General features: G+C 65.0%; 19 protein-coding genes and 1 pseudogene. 12 read left to right on the top strand and 8 right to left on the bottom strand.

Annotation, left to right across the window (positions count from 1 at the left end):
* The 5 genes from GORHZ_RS22835 to GORHZ_RS22815 form a co-directional block, all read right to left on the bottom strand.
* Positions 1-101, bottom strand: a 101-nt coding sequence (locus GORHZ_RS22835) for a ferredoxin (RefSeq protein ID WP_006337374.1), incomplete at its 3' end; no start/stop codon positions are given.
* Positions 101-1,450, bottom strand: coding sequence for a cytochrome P450 (locus GORHZ_RS22830; RefSeq protein WP_006337372.1), 1,350 nt, complete (start codon positions 1,448-1,450; stop codon positions 101-103). The genes GORHZ_RS22830 and GORHZ_RS22835, both read right to left, overlap by 1 nt.
* The gene (locus GORHZ_RS22825) at positions 1,447-2,253 is read right to left on the bottom strand and encodes an SDR family oxidoreductase (RefSeq protein ID WP_006337370.1); all 807 of its coding nucleotides are present in this window, start codon (positions 2,251-2,253) and stop codon (positions 1,447-1,449) included. The genes GORHZ_RS22830 and GORHZ_RS22825 overlap by 4 nt, the downstream gene beginning before the upstream one ends.
* The gene (locus GORHZ_RS22820; protein WP_006337369.1) at positions 2,253-3,491 is read right to left on the bottom strand and encodes a cytochrome P450; all 1,239 of its coding nucleotides are present in this window, start codon (positions 3,489-3,491) and stop codon (positions 2,253-2,255) included. Before GORHZ_RS22820 ends, GORHZ_RS22825 begins: the two co-directional genes overlap by 1 nt.
* Positions 3,491-4,084: a TetR/AcrR family transcriptional regulator gene (locus tag GORHZ_RS22815; protein WP_040533059.1), complete on the bottom strand. Its 594-nt coding sequence runs from the start codon at positions 4,082-4,084 to the stop codon at positions 3,491-3,493. Before GORHZ_RS22815 ends, GORHZ_RS22820 begins: the two co-directional genes overlap by 1 nt.
* Before the next feature lie 64 nt (positions 4,085-4,148).
* Between GORHZ_RS22815 and GORHZ_RS22810 the strand changes: the two genes are divergently transcribed.
* The 8 genes and pseudogenes from GORHZ_RS22810 to GORHZ_RS22775 all read left to right on the top strand — a co-directional run bounded on the left by GORHZ_RS22810 (position 4,149) and on the right by GORHZ_RS22775 (position 11,786).
* Positions 4,149-5,615 (top strand): aldehyde dehydrogenase, encoded by a 1,467-nt coding sequence (locus GORHZ_RS22810; protein WP_006337363.1) that lies wholly within the window; start codon positions 4,149-4,151, stop codon positions 5,613-5,615.
* A 167-nt stretch (positions 5,616-5,782) separates the two neighbouring features.
* Positions 5,783-6,532, top strand: a complete 750-nt coding sequence (locus GORHZ_RS22805) for an SDR family oxidoreductase (RefSeq protein ID WP_006337361.1) — start codon at positions 5,783-5,785, stop codon at positions 6,530-6,532.
* Entirely contained in the window at positions 6,529-7,416 is an 888-nt protein-coding gene (locus GORHZ_RS22800) for an NAD(P)-dependent oxidoreductase (RefSeq protein ID WP_006337359.1), read from the top strand. The genes GORHZ_RS22805 and GORHZ_RS22800 overlap by 4 nt, the downstream gene beginning before the upstream one ends.
* A gap of 47 nt (positions 7,417-7,463) precedes the next feature.
* Positions 7,464-7,796, top strand: a complete 333-nt coding sequence (locus GORHZ_RS22795; protein WP_040533088.1) for a carboxymuconolactone decarboxylase family protein — start codon at positions 7,464-7,466, stop codon at positions 7,794-7,796.
* The gene (locus tag GORHZ_RS22790; protein ID WP_006337357.1) at positions 7,793-9,256 is read left to right on the top strand and encodes an alpha/beta hydrolase domain-containing protein; all 1,464 of its coding nucleotides are present in this window, start codon (positions 7,793-7,795) and stop codon (positions 9,254-9,256) included. The genes GORHZ_RS22795 and GORHZ_RS22790 overlap by 4 nt, the downstream gene beginning before the upstream one ends.
* Complete coding sequence (locus GORHZ_RS22785; protein ID WP_006337356.1) at positions 9,187-9,843, top strand: PaaI family thioesterase; 657 nt, start codon at positions 9,187-9,189, stop codon at positions 9,841-9,843. Before GORHZ_RS22790 ends, GORHZ_RS22785 begins: the two co-directional genes overlap by 70 nt.
* Complete coding sequence (locus tag GORHZ_RS22780) at positions 9,843-10,850, top strand: alcohol dehydrogenase catalytic domain-containing protein (RefSeq protein ID WP_006337355.1); 1,008 nt, start codon at positions 9,843-9,845, stop codon at positions 10,848-10,850. Before GORHZ_RS22785 ends, GORHZ_RS22780 begins: the two co-directional genes overlap by 1 nt.
* A gap of 80 nt (positions 10,851-10,930) precedes the next feature.
* Positions 10,931-11,786: pseudogene (locus tag GORHZ_RS22775) on the top strand (TIGR03619 family F420-dependent LLM class oxidoreductase).
* A 40-nt stretch (positions 11,787-11,826) separates the two neighbouring features.
* Here the strand turns inward: GORHZ_RS22775 and GORHZ_RS22770 are convergent.
* Positions 11,827-12,459, bottom strand: a complete 633-nt coding sequence (locus GORHZ_RS22770) for an SDR family oxidoreductase (protein ID WP_006337352.1) — start codon at positions 12,457-12,459, stop codon at positions 11,827-11,829.
* Positions 12,460-12,494: 35 nt separating this feature from the next.
* Positions 12,495-13,127, bottom strand: a complete 633-nt coding sequence (locus tag GORHZ_RS22765) for a TetR/AcrR family transcriptional regulator (protein ID WP_006337351.1) — start codon at positions 13,125-13,127, stop codon at positions 12,495-12,497.
* A gap of 147 nt (positions 13,128-13,274) precedes the next feature.
* On the opposite strand from GORHZ_RS22765, the gene GORHZ_RS31815 reads away from it, so the two are divergent.
* The 4 genes from GORHZ_RS31815 (at position 13,275) to GORHZ_RS22750 (ending at position 15,476) form a co-directional block, all read left to right on the top strand.
* Positions 13,275-14,384 (top strand): AMP-binding protein, encoded by a 1,110-nt coding sequence (locus tag GORHZ_RS31815; RefSeq protein WP_006337350.1) that lies wholly within the window; start codon positions 13,275-13,277, stop codon positions 14,382-14,384.
* A complete protein-coding gene (locus GORHZ_RS31810) occupies positions 14,308-14,769 on the top strand; it encodes a class I adenylate-forming enzyme family protein (protein WP_006337349.1) in 462 nt (153 codons plus the stop codon). The genes GORHZ_RS31815 and GORHZ_RS31810 overlap by 77 nt, the downstream gene beginning before the upstream one ends.
* Positions 14,770-14,865: 96 nt before the next feature.
* Positions 14,866-15,012 carry a hypothetical protein gene (locus GORHZ_RS31035; protein ID WP_157205323.1) on the top strand — a complete coding sequence of 49 codons (147 nt, stop codon included), beginning with the start codon at positions 14,866-14,868 and terminating at the stop codon, positions 15,010-15,012.
* Between the two features lie 8 nt (positions 15,013-15,020).
* The gene (locus GORHZ_RS22750; RefSeq protein WP_006337348.1) at positions 15,021-15,476 is read left to right on the top strand and encodes a nuclear transport factor 2 family protein; all 456 of its coding nucleotides are present in this window, start codon (positions 15,021-15,023) and stop codon (positions 15,474-15,476) included.
* 47 nt (positions 15,477-15,523) lie between these two features.
* Here GORHZ_RS22750 and GORHZ_RS22745 read toward each other — a convergent pair whose 3' ends face one another.
* The gene (locus tag GORHZ_RS22745; RefSeq protein WP_006337347.1) at positions 15,524-17,002 is read right to left on the bottom strand and encodes an aldehyde dehydrogenase; all 1,479 of its coding nucleotides are present in this window, start codon (positions 17,000-17,002) and stop codon (positions 15,524-15,526) included.
* Positions 17,003-17,044 lie beyond the last annotated feature (42 nt).

Below are 17,044 nucleotides of genomic sequence, written 5' to 3'. Positions count from 1 at the left end.
AGGATCTTCACGTGGTCCTGCTGAGTTTCGAAGACCTCGGGAGCCTCCATCTCACACATCCCGTGGCCCTGACAGATGTCCAGGTCCACCTCGACGCGCATCAGCGATTCCTCCTCCGATACGCCACCCGGCACGGCTGCTGCAGCTGGACCACCATCTTGGAGTGGTCGTTGCGGTAGGAGTCGGAGGGCTGGAGCATCTTGAACTCGTAGTTCTGGAATAGGACCGAGAAGATGGCCTTCAGCTGCATGATGGCGAATTGCGCTCCGACACAACGGTGGCGGCCGGCTCCGAACGGAATCCAAGTCCACCGATTGACGAGATCTTCTTGGCGCGGCTTATCGTAACGATCGGGGTCGAAGCTGTCAGGATTCGGGAAATCCTCCGGCAGTCGGTTCGACACGGCCGGCGACACCGCGATCGTCTGTCCTGCCTTGATCTCATAGTCCTCGATGTGGAAATCCTCTTGCACCATCCGCATGAGAATGATCAGCGGAGGATGCAGGCGCAGTGTCTCCTTGAGCGCGTCCTCGAGTTGCGGCATCTGACGGGTGTGGGCGAAGGTGTACTCGGGGCGTTCGCCCCTCGGTGTGTCGCCGTAGATCTCGTCGAGTTCGTCGTAGACGCGTTTCATGTAGTCGGGATGCCGGAGCAGCTCGATGAGTGTCCACGCCGCGGTGCCCTGCGTGGTGTGATGCCCGGCGAACATCATCGAGATGAACATGCCCGTGATCGTGTTGGCGTCGAAGCCAACCTGAATCAGCACATCCATCAGATCGCGGTCTTCCTTCGTCTCGACAGGATTGGCGATCCGCTCGTCCATCACCCCCTGGATGAATTCCACGAGCTCGGCGCGCGCGGAGTCCCGCTTGCGGAAGCTCTCGATGTCGGCGTGCATATCCACGTAGGCGATGGGGTCGGTACCCTTCTCCAGGTCGTGGAACAACTCGGCGATATGGCCGTTGAGCTGCTCACGGAACTTCCGACCGATCAGGCAGGCCGACGAGGTGTACAGCGTCAGCTCACCGAAGAACTCCAGCAGATCGATCTCGCCTTCGTCGCCCCACCCGGCGATGATGCGCTCGACCTCGTTGGGGATGGTCACTGCATGTTGTTTCATGTGCGGGCCTTTGAGCGCCGAATTGTGGATCGCCTTGGAGCGTTCCTCCGGGCTCGTGTCGAACACCACGCCCTCGCCGAATACGGGGGTCATGAAGGGGTACGCGGCGGCCTGGTCGAGGTCCTCATCCGGCGCGCGAAAGAACTCCTCATTGGCGGCCGCACCCGAGACGAGCACGATCTCGCGGTCCGCGAGCTGGAATTGACCGACGTCACCACATTCCTCGCGCACACGCCAGAACAGACCGATGGGATCGGTGGTTAGCTCTTCGAGATGGCCGTGTTCGCCATCGCCGCCGGAGACGCGCTTCGGTTTGGTCAGAGCGGTCATTTCCCGCCTCCTTCGGTAGCTTTCTTGGATCGCTTCGGGATGGCTCCTTCGGCCTCGACCTCGACGGCGCGCATGTGAGCGCCGCGCGGCATCCCCACGATGGTGGTGATCGCCTGCGCGATGTGTTCGGGCCGAAGGAAATTGCTGTTCCGCGCAAAGCCGTATCGGACCCAGTCGCTCAACATCTTTTCACCGACCACGGGATCAAGGTCCATCCCCATGCCGGTGATCACCTGTCCCGGACGGATGACGCCGACGCGCACGCCGGTGCCCTCGAGTTCCAGCTGCGCCGTGCTGGCGAGCGCGTCGAGGCCGATCTTCGCCGCTCCGTACGCGGCCATCCAGGGCCGGTGTTCCTGCGCGACATCGGATCCGATGAACACGATGTCGCCGCGACCGCGTTCGATCATTCCGTTGATCACCGCTCGGTAGACTCGGAAGGCACCGAGCAGGTGGATGTCGACCTGAGCCGCGAAGTCCTCGGGGGTCACCTCGAAGGATTTCGCAAAGTGCACGTCACCGGCGCCATTTACGACGATCTCCAGATCGCCCAGTGCGGCCTGCGCCTTCGCCACGCATTCGGTGACCGACGCCGCGTCGGTGACGTCGAGCGGCACAGCCACCGCCTCCCCACCGGCCGAGGTGATCCGGTCGACGATCTCCTGGAGCTTGTTCACCCGACGGGCAGCGAGGGCGACCGGATAACCGGCTGCCGCGAGCATCTCCGCGGTCGACGCACCGATACCGGAAGACGCGCCGCAGATCAGCGCGGGTCGTCGGTCAGGATGAGGAACGTATGCCATCAGCGCACCTGCACCTTCATGGGTAGTTTGGCGAATCCACGGACATTCACCGAATGGACGCGTTCCGCCCTGTCGATGTCGATGTCGATGTCGCGCACCGATCTGATCACCTCGGTCAGACCGATGTTGGACTCCAGTCGTGCGAGATGCGCACCCAGGCAGAAGTGTGTGCCCATCCCGAAGCTCATCAGCGACTGGCCGCAGTCCCGACCGATGTGATATCGGTCGGCGTCGTCGAAGACGTCCTCGTCACGATTTGCCGAACCGACGAGCAGTAGCACGCGGTGGCCGGCCGGGATCGTGTAGTCGCCGTATTCGACATCGTTGGCCACCTTGCGTAGCACCATCTGCGTGGAGTTGTCGAAGCGCAGTGTCTCTTCGGTCCAGTCCGGCACCAGGTCGACGTCGGCCAACACCTTACCCAGTTCAGTGGGATGGCACCATGCCCAATACACGGCGTTGGCCAGCAGTTTGGTGGTCGTCTCGTTGCCGGCGACCACCATGAGAACCATGAATCCGACGATCTCGTCCTCGGAGAGACTGGTCTTCTCACCCGTCTCGTCGTCGTCGATCTCGGCGATGATCAGCGCCGAGAGCAAATCGTCACCGAGGTTCTTCCGGCGCTCGGCGATCATCGCGCTGTAGTACTTGTGCAACTCGATGTAGGCGTACACCGCGGCTTCGGGGACGTCGAGCACGCCCTCCTCGCGATGCAGCAGCAAATCGGACTGCTCACGCAGGAACGTACGATCGGACTCGGGCACCCCGAGCAGTTCGGAGACCACGTCCATCGGGAGCAGTCCGGCGAAGTCGGCGACATAGTCGAACTCGCCCTTTTCCAGGCACCTGCTCCAGTGCCGGTGGGCCAGGGCGGTGATACGACCGGACAGATCGTTGACCCGGCGCGGGGTGAATCCCTTCGACACCAACTTGCGGATACGCATGTGTTTGGGATCGTCCATGGCCAGGAACGACATCGATTTGTGCGCGTCGGGACCGTAGGACGACGGATCCATCGACACACCCCAGGCATTAGAGAGGTTCACGCTGTCACGAAATGCGTTGCGCACGTCGGGGTGTGCGGCGAGTGCCCAAAAGTCCATCTCGGCGTTGTAGTACACCGGCGCCTCGTGACGCAGCCGCGCATAGGTGGGATACGGGTCCTCGTGAAACTCGTAGGCGTACGGGTCGAAGGGCACCCGGTGTTCCATCCCGGCCCCCGTCGCGGTTTCAGTCATCACTTCTCCATCAGTAGATGTGCGGCCGCGACAAGACGTTCCGATGTCTGCTCGTAGGACATATGCCCCATGCCTGCGTGCACCAGGCCACCGGCGTAGATCATCTCCAGCGCGTCGACGAGCGGTCCGGGCTGCTCCGGATCGGTCTCGAGAGCCTCCGACAGCCGACGCCTGATGAATCCACCGATCCGGACCCGCAGATGCTCGACATCGGGATCGGAACCCAACAGCGCCATGGTGACCGCACCGCCGAGTTGCCCCTCCCCCGCCACGACCATGGACACCGCGCGCAGTATCTGCGCGACGCGTTCCGATGGGGGCTGGCTCATATCCGGTTGAGGCACACCAGCGCTCAGCCGTCGCCAGAACACCTCGGCAACGAGATGATTCTTCGATGAGAAGTAGGTGTACGCGGTCGCCGGCGCCACCCCGGCCATCTTGGCGACGGCACGCACCGTCAAGCCATCGAAACCCTCGGTGTTCAACAACTCGACTGCCGCGGTGGTCAACTTCGCGACGGTTTCCGCCTGTTGCGGCGTCAGCCGACGCCGGGTGGGTTCCTGCGACACCTGGCCGAACACGGGACTGGACATGTGAGCGAGGCTACACTAAGTTTGAACTCGAGTCCAGACACCTGTCCAGATGGAGATCTCCGCCATGGCACTACGCCCCGCATCCGCCTCCGACCTGCTCATCGACGGCAAACTGACACCCGGGAGCGGAGGTACCTACGATGTCGTGAACCCGGCGACCGAAGAAATCCTCGGCAAAGCGGCCGACGCCGGCCCAGACGACATGGATGCGGCGATCGTGGCCGCGCGAATCGCATTCGACACCACCGATTGGGCACGGGATCACGCGTTTCGGGCGCGGTGCCTGCGGCAGTTGCGTGACGCCCTGCTCTCCCACATCGACGAGTTCCGGGAACTCACAGTCGCCGAAGTGGGCTGCCCCACCTTCCTCACCACCGGACCACAGTTCGAGGGTCCGGTCAAAGACCTTGGGTACTTCGCCGACCTGGCCGAAAACTACGAGTGGACAAAGGACCTGGGCGAGGCGAAACCGATGGGGCTCAAGAACACCCGCGAGGTGCGGTTCGAAGCCGCGGGTGTGGTGGGCGCCATCACGCCGTGGAACTTCCCGCACCAGATCAACTTCGCCAAGATCGGTCCGGCGCTCGCGGCCGGGTGCACCGTCGTCCTCAAACCCGCACCGGACACTCCGTGGTCAGCCGCGCTGGTCGGCAAGGTGATCGCCGAGGAGACCGACTTCCCCCCCGGCGTGATCAACATCGTGACCTCCAGCGACCACTCCCTCGGTGCGCAGCTGAGCACCGATCCCCGGGTCGACCTCGTCTCCTTCACCGGATCGACCGCGACCGGCAAGAAGGTCATGGCCTCCGCCGCGGAAACGCTCAAGAAGGTCTTCCTCGAACTGGGCGGCAAGTCGGCGTTCATCGTCCTCGACGACGCTGACCTCGCGTCCGCATGCGCGATGGCGGCCTTCAACGTGGTGACCCACGCCGGTCAGGGCTGCGCAATCACCACCAGGCTCGTGGTCCCGCGCGAAAGACTCGATGAGGCCATCGTGGCCACTCGCGACGCGCTCGCCGGCCTGCCGGCGGGCGATCCCACCGACGCCGGCACCATCTGTGGACCGCTGATCTCGGCGACACAACGGCAACGCGTGGAGTCCTATATCGAGCTCGCGAAGTCCGAGGGTGGCACGATCGAGATCGGCGGCGGCCGTCCGGCCGACAAACACAAGGGCTTCTTCGTCGAACCGACGCTGATCTCCGGACTGGACAACTCGGCCCGGACCGCGCAGGAGGAGATCTTCGGCCCGGTGCTGGTCATCCTGCCGCACGACGGCGACGACGACGCCATCCGCATCGCCAACGACTCCCCCTACGGTTTGTCCGGTGCGGTCTGGGGCACCGATCCCGAACGGATCAACAAGGTGGTCAACGGAGTTCGCACCGGCACCATGGGCATCAACGGCGGGATCTGGTACTCGGCAGATGTTCCGTTCGGCGGCTACAAGCAATCCGGTATCGGGCGCGAGATGGGTGTCGCCGGTTTCGAGGAATACCTCGAGACCAAAGCGGTGGCGACCCCGGTCTGAGCCTTCGGGAGGAGTGGCCTCGATACGCCACGCGCAAGCTCGCGGCTACTCGACCACTGGTTGGGCGCCTCCAATGCCGATCGAGTAGGCACCGAGCGCAGCGAGGCGCCGTATCTAGATCACACTCGATGCGGCACAAACAGAACCCTCAACAAGAAAGCAGGAGAATGACTTCCGACAATCGTGCACAACGCTTCGCCGACAAGACCATCATCGTCACCGGCGCTGCCGGTGGGATCGGTGAAGCCTATGCCCGCGGCCTCGCCGACGAGGGCGCCAACGTCGTGGTCGCCGACCTCAACGACGACGCCGGCAAGCAGGTGGCCGCCGACATCAACGGCCTGTACGTGCACACCGACGTCGCGGACCCGCAGTCCGCAAAGGACCTGGCCGCCGCCACCGTCGAGGCCTACGGCACCATCCACGGGCTGGTGAACAACGCCGCGATCTACGGAACCATGAAATTCGACTTCCTCATCACGGTCGATTGGGACTACTACAAGAAGTTCATGAGCGTCAACATGGACGGCGCACTCAACGTGACCCGCGCGGTCTATCCGCACATGACCCACGGTGGAGCCATCGTCAACCAGTCATCCACCGCGGCATGGGTATACAGTGGTTTCTACGGTGTCGCCAAGGTGGGCGTGAACGGTATCACCCAACAGTTGGCCACCGAACTCGGCGGTCAGAAGATCCGCGTGAACGCGATCGCACCGGGCCCGATCAACACCGAGGCCACACTCACCAACACCCCGCAGGAGATCGTCAACGACATGGTCTCGAAACTCCCGATGCAGCGCATGGGAACTCCGGAGGATCTGGTGGGCATGTGCAAGTTCCTGCTCTCCGACGAGGCGAACTGGATCACCGGCCAGATCTTCAACGTCGACGGCGGACAGGTCATCCGGTCATGACCGACTCGGTGGCAACCCCCGCCCGACTGGGCTACGTCGGACTCGGCAACATCGGCGGTCCGATGGCCGCCCGGCTGGCCAAATGGCAGGGCGGCATGACCGTCTACGACCTGTCCCCCGAAGCCGTTGTGAAGGTGGTTGAGCAGGGTGCACTCGCCGCCGACTCGCTGGCCGCGCTCGCCCGTGCCGCCGACATCATCGGCATCTGCGTCCTCAACGACGCACAGGTGCGCACGGTGGTTACCGGCGACGGCGGCCTGCTCGCCAACGCTCACGACGGCCTCGTCATCTCGGTGCACTCCACGATCAGCCCGGAGACTGCCGTCGAGCTCGCCGCGCAGTGCGCCGAACGAGGGGTGACCCTTCTGGACGCACCGATATCCGGCGGCGCCGCGGGTGCCGAACAGGGACGGCTGGCGATCATGGTGGGCGGTGACCGCGAGGCGTACCTGCGCCTGAAAGAGCCCTTCTCGGTGGTGTCCGACATGCTCGAACATGCCGGCGCCGACGTGGGGGCCGGTACCCGGATGAAGCTCGCGCGCAACCTCATGCACTTCATCGCCTTCACCGCCGCGATGGAGGCGTCACGCCTGGCCGAAGCCGCAGGTATCGATATCGCCAAACTGGGCAAGGTGGTTCGGCACACCGACGCCATCAGCGGCGGACCCGGTGCGATCATGTTGCGTGACACCACAGCCGAGATCGAACCCGACGATTTCTGGTACGGCGTGATGACACATGTCCGCGGACTCGGCGAGAAGGACCTGTCCCTGGCCCTCCACCTGGCGCGCGAGCTCGGTGTCGACGTCCCGCTCGGGGAGATAGCGCTGCGGGATCTCGCCGCCGAACTCGGTGTGCCGCATCGGGAAGGAGATGACCAGTGACCGCATCCGAGGAGACGGTCGACGCACAACGTCAGAAGGGCCTCGACATGATGTCGAAGGTCTACGGATGGGAATTCGCCGACGGCCCGGGCGCGTTCTTCGCCCACACGGCCGATCATCTCTTCGGCGAAGTGTGGACTCGAGAAGAACTGTCGGTTCGGGACCGCCGCCTGCTGTTGCTGGGTGCGCTGGCCGGCAGCGGGCAGGTCGACGTTGCCGAGATCCAGGCCGGCGCGGCCCTCGGCAACGGTGAGTTGACCCCCGGGCAGCTCGAAGAGGTCGCGCTCTTCCTGTGTTACTACGTCGGCTGGCCCATCGGCACCAAGATGAACACGGTGATCGGCAAGGCGATTCGAGACCACGCGAAGTCACAGCAGTGAACGGTGCGGTGGCGTTCGGTCGGCTGGACGGCGGTGCGGGGTGTTCGCTGATCGCGGCCGCTGCGCTCCCCGACCTCACCGCCTGCGGCTACCACGAGTCTGAGTACCGCGCCACCGGTGCGGCACAACGGTTCACCGAATCGGGGGCCCACGGCGTCACCGTTGTCGGTGCGGACAACTATGCGACTCGCGTCGCCGTCCGACGACCCGCCGACGACGCGTCGTTCAACGGGACGGTCGTCGTCGAGTGGCTCAACGTCAGCAGCGGTTCCGATGCCGCACCCGAGTACACCTACCTCGCCGAGGAGATAGTGCGCGGCGGGTTCGCGTGGGTCGGCGTCTCCGCCCAGTTCACCGGCGTCGCGGGCGGCAGCGGCTCGGTCGGTGGGCCCCTCACCGAGCCCGGGCGAGGCCTGGCCGGACACGACCCCGAGCGGTACGGGGGTCTATACCATCCGGGCGACGCGTACTGCTACGACATCTTCGGCAAGATCGGTGCGGCACTGCGTGAAACGGTGTCGGACGGCGACGAGCACCCGCTGTCCGGATTGACGGTGCGCCAAGTGGTCGCGGTCGGCGAATCACAGGCGGCCATGACGCTGACCACCTACGCCAACCGGATCGCGCAGCACCATGGGTGCTACGACGGAATACTGATTCACAGCCGTGCCGCCGCCGGTACCTCGCTCGGTGAGGTCGGGGCCGCCATCGACATCAATGCCGTCTTCGATGCCGAGCCGACGACGATTCGACCCGACCTGGGCATCCCGGTGTTCATCGTGCAGACCGAGACCGATGTGCTGAGCAACTTCCGGTTCTACCGCGCACGGCAACCCGACTCGGATACGCTGCGCACCTGGGAGATCGCCGGTACATCGCATGCAGACCTGCATCAGATCGGGCCGTACGAGCACGTGCTGAGATGCCCGACACCGGTCAACCGGGGACAGCAACGGTTCGTCCTGCGCTCCGCCCTCCGGCACCTGAACCGGTGGATCGACGGTGGCGACCCACCTCCGACGGCACCACCATTGGAGCTCGCATCATCGACCGCTGCACCGGCATTCGTCACCGATGCCATCGGCAACGTCACGGGCGGAGTGCGCACGCCGTGCGTGGATGCACCCACGCAGATCCTCAGCGGGATCGTCTCCGTACCCGTACCCCGCATCTGCGCTCTCTTCGGTTCCACCACCCCGGCGCCGGATCACGAACTCCGCCGGCGCTACGCCGATGCCGTCGCGTACGTGGATGCATATGAGACCGCAACCGATGCAGCGATCAGCGCAGGATTCGTACTCACCGAGGATCGCGCGGCGATCATGGCCGACGCGCGACCTGATCTCGTCGAGTCGCTGACGGCCCATCACTATGATCGAGCAGGAGCACCATGGAATTCACCTTCGAGGACATCTCCGGCGCCGAGATCGCACGGCGCACCGCCGTATACGAACCCCTGACCGCGGCCGTGCGTGACCTGATCGATGCGGTGATACGGACGGAGGTCAACGACGACGCGCTGAGCGACGCCCAGGGGGCGATCTCCGATGTCGTTGCGCTGTTGCGGGAGAAACAGATTCCCGGGTCCTACGGCGTCCGGCATACCGCAGACCGGCAAGGTATGGCATGGGGTAACGCGGTGATCGGACTGCGCAATGCCATCGCGCCACCCCTGACGGTGATCCGCGCCGGTGTGGATGATCCTGTGGTGGCGTGGGCCGAGGTCACGTTGGGAGCCGCGTACGAAGGTCCCCCAGGGCATGTACACGGCGGTGTGGTGTCGCTGTTGTTCGACCAGTTACTCGGCGAGGCCGCGAGCATGGACGGCCTGCCGAACTACACCGGGACGCTGACCGTTCGCTATCTCCGGCCGACCCCGCTCGGCCGGATTCGAATGGAGGCGCAAACACCGGAACGCAGCGGACGGAAGAAGATCGCGCGGGCGACCATGACGGTCGACGGTGTCCGGACCGCTGAGGCAGAGGGCGTGTTCATCGTGCCACGCGGGATGAGCACGCTGCGTCCGCTCTCTGACGGGAACGACTGATGCTGGCAGTGGTCACGAAGGGCGGCGGTTTCGAGGTCGCCGAGATCGAGACCCCCGAACCCGCACCCGGTGAACTGCTGGTGGAGGTCGCCGCCAACGGCATCTGCGGGTCGGACCTGTCCATCCATGCGATGCTGCCCGACGGAACCGTGATGGGCCACGAGTTCTCGGGGACCGTTGCCGCCGTGGGAGACGGTGTCACAGAGAGCGACTGGCCGATCGGGTCCCCGGTGACGTCGATGCCGGTCATTGGTTGTGGACGGTGCGCGTTCTGCGCGAGCGGAGACATCGCACGCTGCGTATCCGCTCAACCGCTCGGGCTCGGGGTGCTGCCCGGCGGGCTCGCCCAGTACGTGCGGGTCGGAGCCGCCGAGAGTGTCCGCCTGGACACCCTCCCGGGAACTGCCGGTCTCGATGTCGCCGACGCCGCGCTGACCGAACCGCTCGCCGTCGGGCTCCATGCGGTCACCCGAGCGGGTATCCGCCCCGGTGATCGGGTCCTGGTCATCGGTGCCGGGCCTGTGGGACTGGCTGTGACGCTCTGGGCCGCGCGACTCCCGGTCCGGGAGGTCGTCTGTGCCGACCTCGTCTCGAGCCGCCGGGCAGTGGCGCTCGACGTGGGTGCGACCGACGTTCTCGACCCGACCGTCGCGCCGGGGTCGATGTCCGGATTCGACGTCGTGGTCGAGTGTGTGGGCAAGCCGGGGCTGCTCGACCAGGCGGTCGCCGCGGCCGTGCCGCATGGTCGGGTCGTGATCGCGGGCGTCTGCATGGAACAGGACCCGTTCATGCCGGTGGCCGGCGTGGTCAAGGAGATCACGATGCACTTCGTCTCCTACTACACCCTCGATGAGTTCCGCGCCGCCGCTCAGGCCCTGGCCACCGGCGTGATCAGGCCTGACGTGCTGGTGGGCCGAAGAGTCGGTTTCGACGACGTCGCAACAGCCTTCGCTGATCTGCACAACGCCGGCCAGGACCGCAAGATTCTGGTGTCACCGAGCCGATGACCACAACGCCCTGCTCACGCAGGTAGGCGTCGGTCCGCGGCGAACTCCACCACCACGGCCTCACGGGAAGGCAGCACGCAGTGAAGTTCTACGTCAGTACCGGATTCCTGGACACCCGTGAGATCGTCGAGATCGCCAAGGCTGCAGATGAACTCGGCTACGAAGGTCTCGGTATCCCGGACCACGTGGTCAATCTCGACGAACTGGACACCCCCTATCCGTACAGCGACGACGGGCAACGCGGCTGGGAGCCCTTCACCCACTGGCCGGATCCCTGGGTTCTGATGGGCCACCTCGCCTCTGTCACCACCCGGTTGCGCTTCGTCACCACCGTCTACGTCGCCGCACTCCGCGATCCGTATTCGGCGGCGAATCCATCGGCACCGCGTCCTACTTGTCGAACGGGCGGGTCGAACTGGGCCTCGGGGTGGGTTGGTGTCGTGAGGAGTTCGAACTGATGGGCGCGGAGTTCGCCAAGCGCGGCAAGCGAACCGAAGAGATGCTCGAACTCATGCGCCAGCTCTGGGAACCGGGATGGACGGAGTTCTCAGGCGACTTCTATGAGGTTCCGAAACTGGAGATGAGCCCCGAATCCCCCGCGTTCCCGTCTTCGTCGGCGGACACAGCGAACGAGCGCTGCGCCGGGCGACGGCCCACGACGGGTGGATCGGCGACCTCATGCCGACCGCGAAGGCGTTGGAGTCCGTCGACCGCATTCGCACGCTGCGTGAGGGGGCCGGAAAGTCCATGGAGGACTTCACCGTCCTCGCGGCGCTCCTCGACGCCGTCTCCATCGAGGACTACGCACGCGCCCGCGCCGGTGGTATCACGCACGTGCTCACCATGCCATGGATGTTCTACTCCGGACGCAACGCCACTACGGCCGAGCAGATCCGCGGGATGGAGAAGTTCTCTATCGACATCGGATTCTACTGACGCTCAACAATGACGGGCACAGCCGTCGGGCCTGCCGCGCTCAGTCCGGGACGCCCGGTGGCACGGACTTCAGCAGCGCGCCGGCCTCCACCCTCAACTGCTGTCCGGTCACATAGCGGGATGCGTCGGAGACCAGGTACAGGACGGCTTCGCTGATGTCCTCCGGCGCGATCAGGTCGACCGGCAACCCGTGGAATGACGCGAAGATGTCCTTGGCGTCGTCGTAGGTCGGGTTCTGCAGGTCGGGCCGGAACAGTTGGTAGATCTCATCGTTGTGCACCATCGTGGTGTCGACGTTGCCGGGGTGGATCCCATTTACGCGGATACCCTTCGGCGCGAGATTGCGCGCCAGATCGTTCACCAGTCGCGCCACGGCCCGCTTGGAGTGCCCGTATCCGGCGGCCCCGGGACCCGCTTCCGGGGACTCGAATGACCCCATGAACGCCGCCATCGATCCGATGCACACGATCGACGCACCCGACTTCAGATGCGGTAGCGCGAGTTCGAGGGTGTTGATGATCCCACCGAGATTGACCGCCACCGTGCCGCCAGCGTCGACCCGCGAACGGTCGCGGATTCGTGGCGTTGATTCGGCGACACCTTTCCATCCCATGGCCAACTCGGTATCACCACGCACATCACGCACCCGGACCTGCTGATCGAGGGCCTGCACCCGCGATCGTGAACGGTGGCATCGGCTCAGCGGGATCAGGAATGACCCGACCCGTCGAGGTAGGCGACGATCGCCTCGACCAGACCGCGGCGCCCCTCGTCGATATCTGCGTAGTTGAGCATCTCCGACTCCGACCGGATGCCACGAAGCGCCCCGGGCAGGAAGATACGCACCCGACGCAGCCGGCCGGCGTCGACATCGAGACCGTCGAAGGCCCCCTGATACGCCGACGTCCAGGCGCGATCCCACTCCGCGATCGCCGCGGAGGTCAGGGGATAGATCGCCGCGAGTTCATCGTGATCGGACGGGAGCATCGTGCGCAGCTTCTCCACGGCCCTCCCTTCCGGCGCCCCCATCGCGCGCCAGATCCGGTCGACGATGGATTCGATTCGTTGGGCCACAGTCGATGACGGATCGCCGACCGGATCGACGGGTTGCCAGCGCTGCAAGATGCGATACAGGACCGCCTCCCACAGTCCGTCGACATCGCCGAACTGATGCTGGACCGTCCCCCAGGTGACTCCGGACCGCTTCGCGACGAGATTCGCGCTGACGGGTTCGTCCGCCCGCGCGGTGGCGAGACAATCGATCGCCACCTCGATCATCTGAGCCCTGGTCTGCTGCCCACGACGATTGAGACGCGTCCCTTTCGCGCTCACGGCTGTCATTCCGACATCATATCGGCCGAAGTCGGGAATACCTGCCGCCAAAGCATTCCCAAAGTCACATTGAAGGTGCTATGAAAGACTGGTCACTCTCGACCCCAGCGTGCCGCGAGTGCATCGTGTGACCGTTGCGGCGGACAGGGAGGTGTTGTGAGCGATACCAGCCCCGATGGTACGGCCGTCATGAAGACCTATCGCGAGATCGAGGCAGCCCTCACCGCACCCGGCGCGGCCTTCGAGTTGGTGAACCTCGAGGTCGACGGCGACGTGTTCCCGGTCTACCGCAATGCCGCCGACAACCTCTACGACATGTTGTCGGTGCACGACGCCGACCACGCCGACGTTGTGATGATCGCCGACGACGATCGAGTGATGACCTATGGCGCGGTCCACGAGGCTGCCCGCCGCTTCGCCGGCGGGCTCGCACAGCGATACGGAGTCGGACCCGGAACCCGTGTCGGGATCATGATGGCCAACCGGGCCGCATACGTCGTCGCATTGATCGCGATCACCCGACTCGGCGCCGTCGCCGTGCTCTACAACAGTCGAGCCACGCCCACCGAGGCGCGACAGGCGATGGAGGACGTTCCCAGTGAAGTCGTTGTCGCCGACGGGAAACGCGCCGGGCTGCTGGTTCTGATCGACAATGCACCTCCGCTGATCGTCGGCGATCCCGACGAGTCCGAGGCGCCCGTCATGTGGGATCTGATCCGGTGGTCACCAGAGGGACCCCATCGTCGCGTCGCGCCGGACAACACCTGCCTGATCCTGTTCACGTCGGGCACATCGGGAAGTGCGAAGGGCGCCATGCTCACGCACCGGTGTATCACCTCGGTGGTAAAGAACATGGAGTTTGTCGCCGAGACGAACCTCGAATTCGCCTCGCGCAACTACGGAATCCCGGTCGACGACCTCCGTGCCTACAGTCCGAGACTGTCCACGTTGCTGGTCTATCCCCTGTTCCATGTCTCCGGCATCGCCTCCATCATGACGGTCATGAACTCCGGGGGAGTGATCGTCCCGATGCCCCGGTGGGAGCGTGTGTACCGCCGGCGGAGACGTACTCAACGCCTTCCCGGCCACCTCGGGCCCGATGTCGCCGACCATGCAGGTGCGGGTGATCACCGCCGACGGCGCCGAAGCGGCAACCGGACAGACCGGCGAACTTCAATTGAAGGGCGCCATGGTGACCACCGGATACCTGAATGCTCCCGGGGAAACCGCGCGGAGCTTCGACGGAACCTGGTTCCGAACCGGTGATCTCGGCCTCGTCGACGAGCACGGACTCGTCTATCTGGTGGACCGGCAGAAGGACGTCGTCATCAGTGCCGGGGAGAACATCTCGTGCACCGAGGTCGAATCGGCGATTGCCGCGTCGGACCTCTTCAGCGAAGTGGCCGCCTTCGGCGTTCCCGACCCTCGATTGGGTGAACGACTCGTTGTCGCGGTGACGCCGCGTACCGGCCAGACCGCGCTCACCGCGGATTCCGTGCGCGATATCGCCCGTCAGAGCATGCCCGAGTTCAAGATCCCCAGGGAGGTCATCATGGACATGAGCCCGATCCCGCGCAACGCCACCGGCAAGATGCTCAAACGGGAACTGCGCAGGATGTATGACGAGCGCAACCGGCAAGGGCCACAATGATGGCGGCATGGGTTGCCATCGGACCGACGATGCCATCGACCATCGCGGTCATCCCGGCGACACCAGCACGCGGCACCACGACCACCCGGAGATGCCATGTCCCTCACCAACACCGGCAAGGACGTGGCCGAAGAACTCCACCACGACGTCTGGCACAGCGATGGTGGCGTCGGCAACGCCGAGCACCTCAACAGAAATGCCTCCCTCCGCGCATTTGTTTCGATGCGCAATCAACGGAAGTGATGTGACCGATGTCAGACCAACATGCCACGCGCGCCGCGATCGAAGAGGTCCTCATGCGGTACGCGACCGCGATCGATACCAAGAACTGGGAACTGTTCCGAACGTGCTTCATCGACGACGCCGCCCTCGATTACGGCGCCATCGGGCAGTGGACGGACTCGGCGGGTGTCACGGACTTCATGGCCGCAGCACACGAGGGGATGAGCGACACCAAACACATGTTGCACAACATGGTGATCGACCTGGTCGATGACCGGCACGCGACGGCTGTCACCTATGTGCACACCGTTCAGAGACTTGCTGCGGATCCCAAGCAGTGGATAGACGGCGTCGGACAGTACGCCGACGAGTTCGTCCGTACCTCCCAGGGATGGCGGATCTCACGCCGCACCTACACCGAGACCCGCCTGATGAGCAGCTTTGACTTCATGCCGTCGGGAACGAACATCTTCGAGGGGTCCTGACCAGACCGTCGGATCCGGAACGATGGTGTGTCGTTGGTGCCGTGACGTCAGATCTCCGGCGTGTAGTCGCCGGGCAGCATTACACTCTTGGCCTCGCAGTACTCTTCGATGCCCTCGGTGCCGTTCTCACGGCCGATGCCGGAGTTCTTGTAGCCGCCGAAGGGCGCGCCCGGATCGAAGCCGTACATGTTCACGCCGTAGGTACCGGTACGAACCCTGGCAGCGATCTCCATGGCCTTCGGGTAGTCCGTGGTCCACACCGAGCCGGCCAGTCCGTAGTCGGAGTCGTTCGCGATCCGGACGGCATCGTCCTCTGTGTCGTAGGGGATCACCACGAGCACCGGACCGAAGATCTCCTCTCGGGCGATGGTCATCGAGTTGTCCACGTCGGCGAAGACGGTCGGCTGCACGTACCAGCCTGAGTCCAGCCCTTCCGGACGACCGCCCCCGGTGACCAGCCGCGCCCCCTCCTCGAGGCCCGCACGGATGTAGCCTTCGACACGCTCACGCTGCTTCTCGCTGATCAGTGGCCCCACCATGACCGACGGATCGTCGGGAGACCCGATCGGGGTGGCCGCCACCGCCGCCGCGAGCTTGTCCACGATCTCGTCATAGCGTGACCGCGGCGCCAGGATCCGGGTCTGTGCGACGCACGCCTGGCCGGAGTTCATCAGCCCCGCGAACACCAGCATGGGCAGAACCGCGTCGAGGTCGACGTCGTCGAGCAGGATCGCGGCCGACTTCCCGCCCAACTCGAGGGTGCAGCGCTTCAGATTCTTCGCGGCGATCTCGCCGACCTCCCGGCCGACGACACTCGACCCGGTGAACGTGAGTTTGTCCACCTCCGGATTCGATGTCAGTGCACGCCCTGTCTCGGCGCCACCGGGCACAACCGACAGGACGCCCGCAGGCAGGCCCGCCTCGGCGAACGCCTCGGCCATCGCGAACACGGTGAGAGGTGTCTCGGCCGCCGGTTTGAGGACGACCGTACACCCGGCCAGCAGCGCGGGACCGAGCTTGTTGGCGGGCAGGAAGAACGGGACGTTCCACGCGGTGATCGCCCCGACGACACCGACCGGCTCACGGGTCACCATGATCTTCGCGTAGGCGCCGTCACGGACCTCGCGCCACGTGAACTTGTCGGCGGCAGAGGCGAAGTAGCCGAAGGACGTGATCGCCGCGGTGTACTGCAACATGTCGACCGTGATCGGCGGCTGACCCGTCTCCGCCGACAGCAGCGCCTTGAACTCGTCGGCGCGCTCCTCCATGATCTTGGCCGCCGCCGCGATCACCTCGGCGCGTTCGCCGGGCGCCATCCGGGGCCACGGGCCATCGCCGAAGGCGGTGCGTGCCGCCCGACAGGCCGCATCGACGTCCGCCGTGACGGCCAGTGGCACCCTTCCGACGACCTCGCCGGTTGCCGGCGAGCGAACCTCGATCACCTCCGACGTCGCGGGCTCGACCCACTCTCCGCCGATGAACAGTGAGTTCCATTCCGATCGCAGATCACCGTGCGCCATCGTCATTGCGTCACCTTCTCCTGTGGTTGGATTCGTCGCCGGCGGGTG

This window comes from Gordonia rhizosphera NBRC 16068 (assembly GCF_000298195.1).
Classification (GTDB): Bacteria; Actinomycetota; Actinomycetes; order Mycobacteriales; family Mycobacteriaceae; genus Gordonia; species Gordonia rhizosphera.
The sequence above is the reverse complement of the archived record's forward strand: the minus strand, read 5'-3'. Positions and strand labels throughout refer to the sequence as shown.

What these genes read in the sequence shown, in the direction of transcription:
- GORHZ_RS22830 (WP_006337372.1), bottom strand. Translation starts at nt 1,450, where the DNA reads ATGACCGCTCTGACCAAACCGAAGCGCGTCTCCGGCGGCGATGGCGAA.
- GORHZ_RS22825 (WP_006337370.1), bottom strand. Translation starts at nt 2,253, where the DNA reads ATGGCATACGTTCCTCATCCTGACCGACGACCCGCGCTGATCTGCGGC.
- GORHZ_RS22820 (WP_006337369.1), bottom strand. Translation starts at nt 3,491, where the DNA reads ATGACTGAAACCGCGACGGGGGCCGGGATGGAACACCGGGTGCCCTTC.
- GORHZ_RS22815 (WP_040533059.1), bottom strand. Translation starts at nt 4,084, where the DNA reads ATGTCCAGTCCCGTGTTCGGCCAGGTGTCGCAGGAACCCACCCGGCGT.
- GORHZ_RS22810 (WP_006337363.1), top strand. Translation starts at nt 4,149, where the DNA reads ATGGCACTACGCCCCGCATCCGCCTCCGACCTGCTCATCGACGGCAAA.
- GORHZ_RS22805 (WP_006337361.1), top strand. Translation starts at nt 5,783, where the DNA reads ATGACTTCCGACAATCGTGCACAACGCTTCGCCGACAAGACCATCATC.
- GORHZ_RS22800 (WP_006337359.1), top strand. Translation starts at nt 6,529, where the DNA reads ATGACCGACTCGGTGGCAACCCCCGCCCGACTGGGCTACGTCGGACTC.
- GORHZ_RS22795 (WP_040533088.1), top strand. Translation starts at nt 7,464, where the DNA reads ATGATGTCGAAGGTCTACGGATGGGAATTCGCCGACGGCCCGGGCGCG.
- GORHZ_RS22785 (WP_006337356.1), top strand. Translation starts at nt 9,187, where the DNA reads ATGGAATTCACCTTCGAGGACATCTCCGGCGCCGAGATCGCACGGCGC.
- GORHZ_RS22780 (WP_006337355.1), top strand. Translation starts at nt 9,843, where the DNA reads ATGCTGGCAGTGGTCACGAAGGGCGGCGGTTTCGAGGTCGCCGAGATC.
- GORHZ_RS22765 (WP_006337351.1), bottom strand. Translation starts at nt 13,127, where the DNA reads ATGACAGCCGTGAGCGCGAAAGGGACGCGTCTCAATCGTCGTGGGCAG.
- GORHZ_RS31810 (WP_006337349.1), top strand. Translation starts at nt 14,308, where the DNA reads ATGGTGACCACCGGATACCTGAATGCTCCCGGGGAAACCGCGCGGAGC.
- GORHZ_RS31035 (WP_157205323.1), top strand. Translation starts at nt 14,866, where the DNA reads ATGTCCCTCACCAACACCGGCAAGGACGTGGCCGAAGAACTCCACCAC.
- GORHZ_RS22750 (WP_006337348.1), top strand. Translation starts at nt 15,021, where the DNA reads ATGTCAGACCAACATGCCACGCGCGCCGCGATCGAAGAGGTCCTCATG.
- GORHZ_RS22745 (WP_006337347.1), bottom strand. Translation starts at nt 17,002, where the DNA reads ATGACGATGGCGCACGGTGATCTGCGATCGGAATGGAACTCACTGTTC.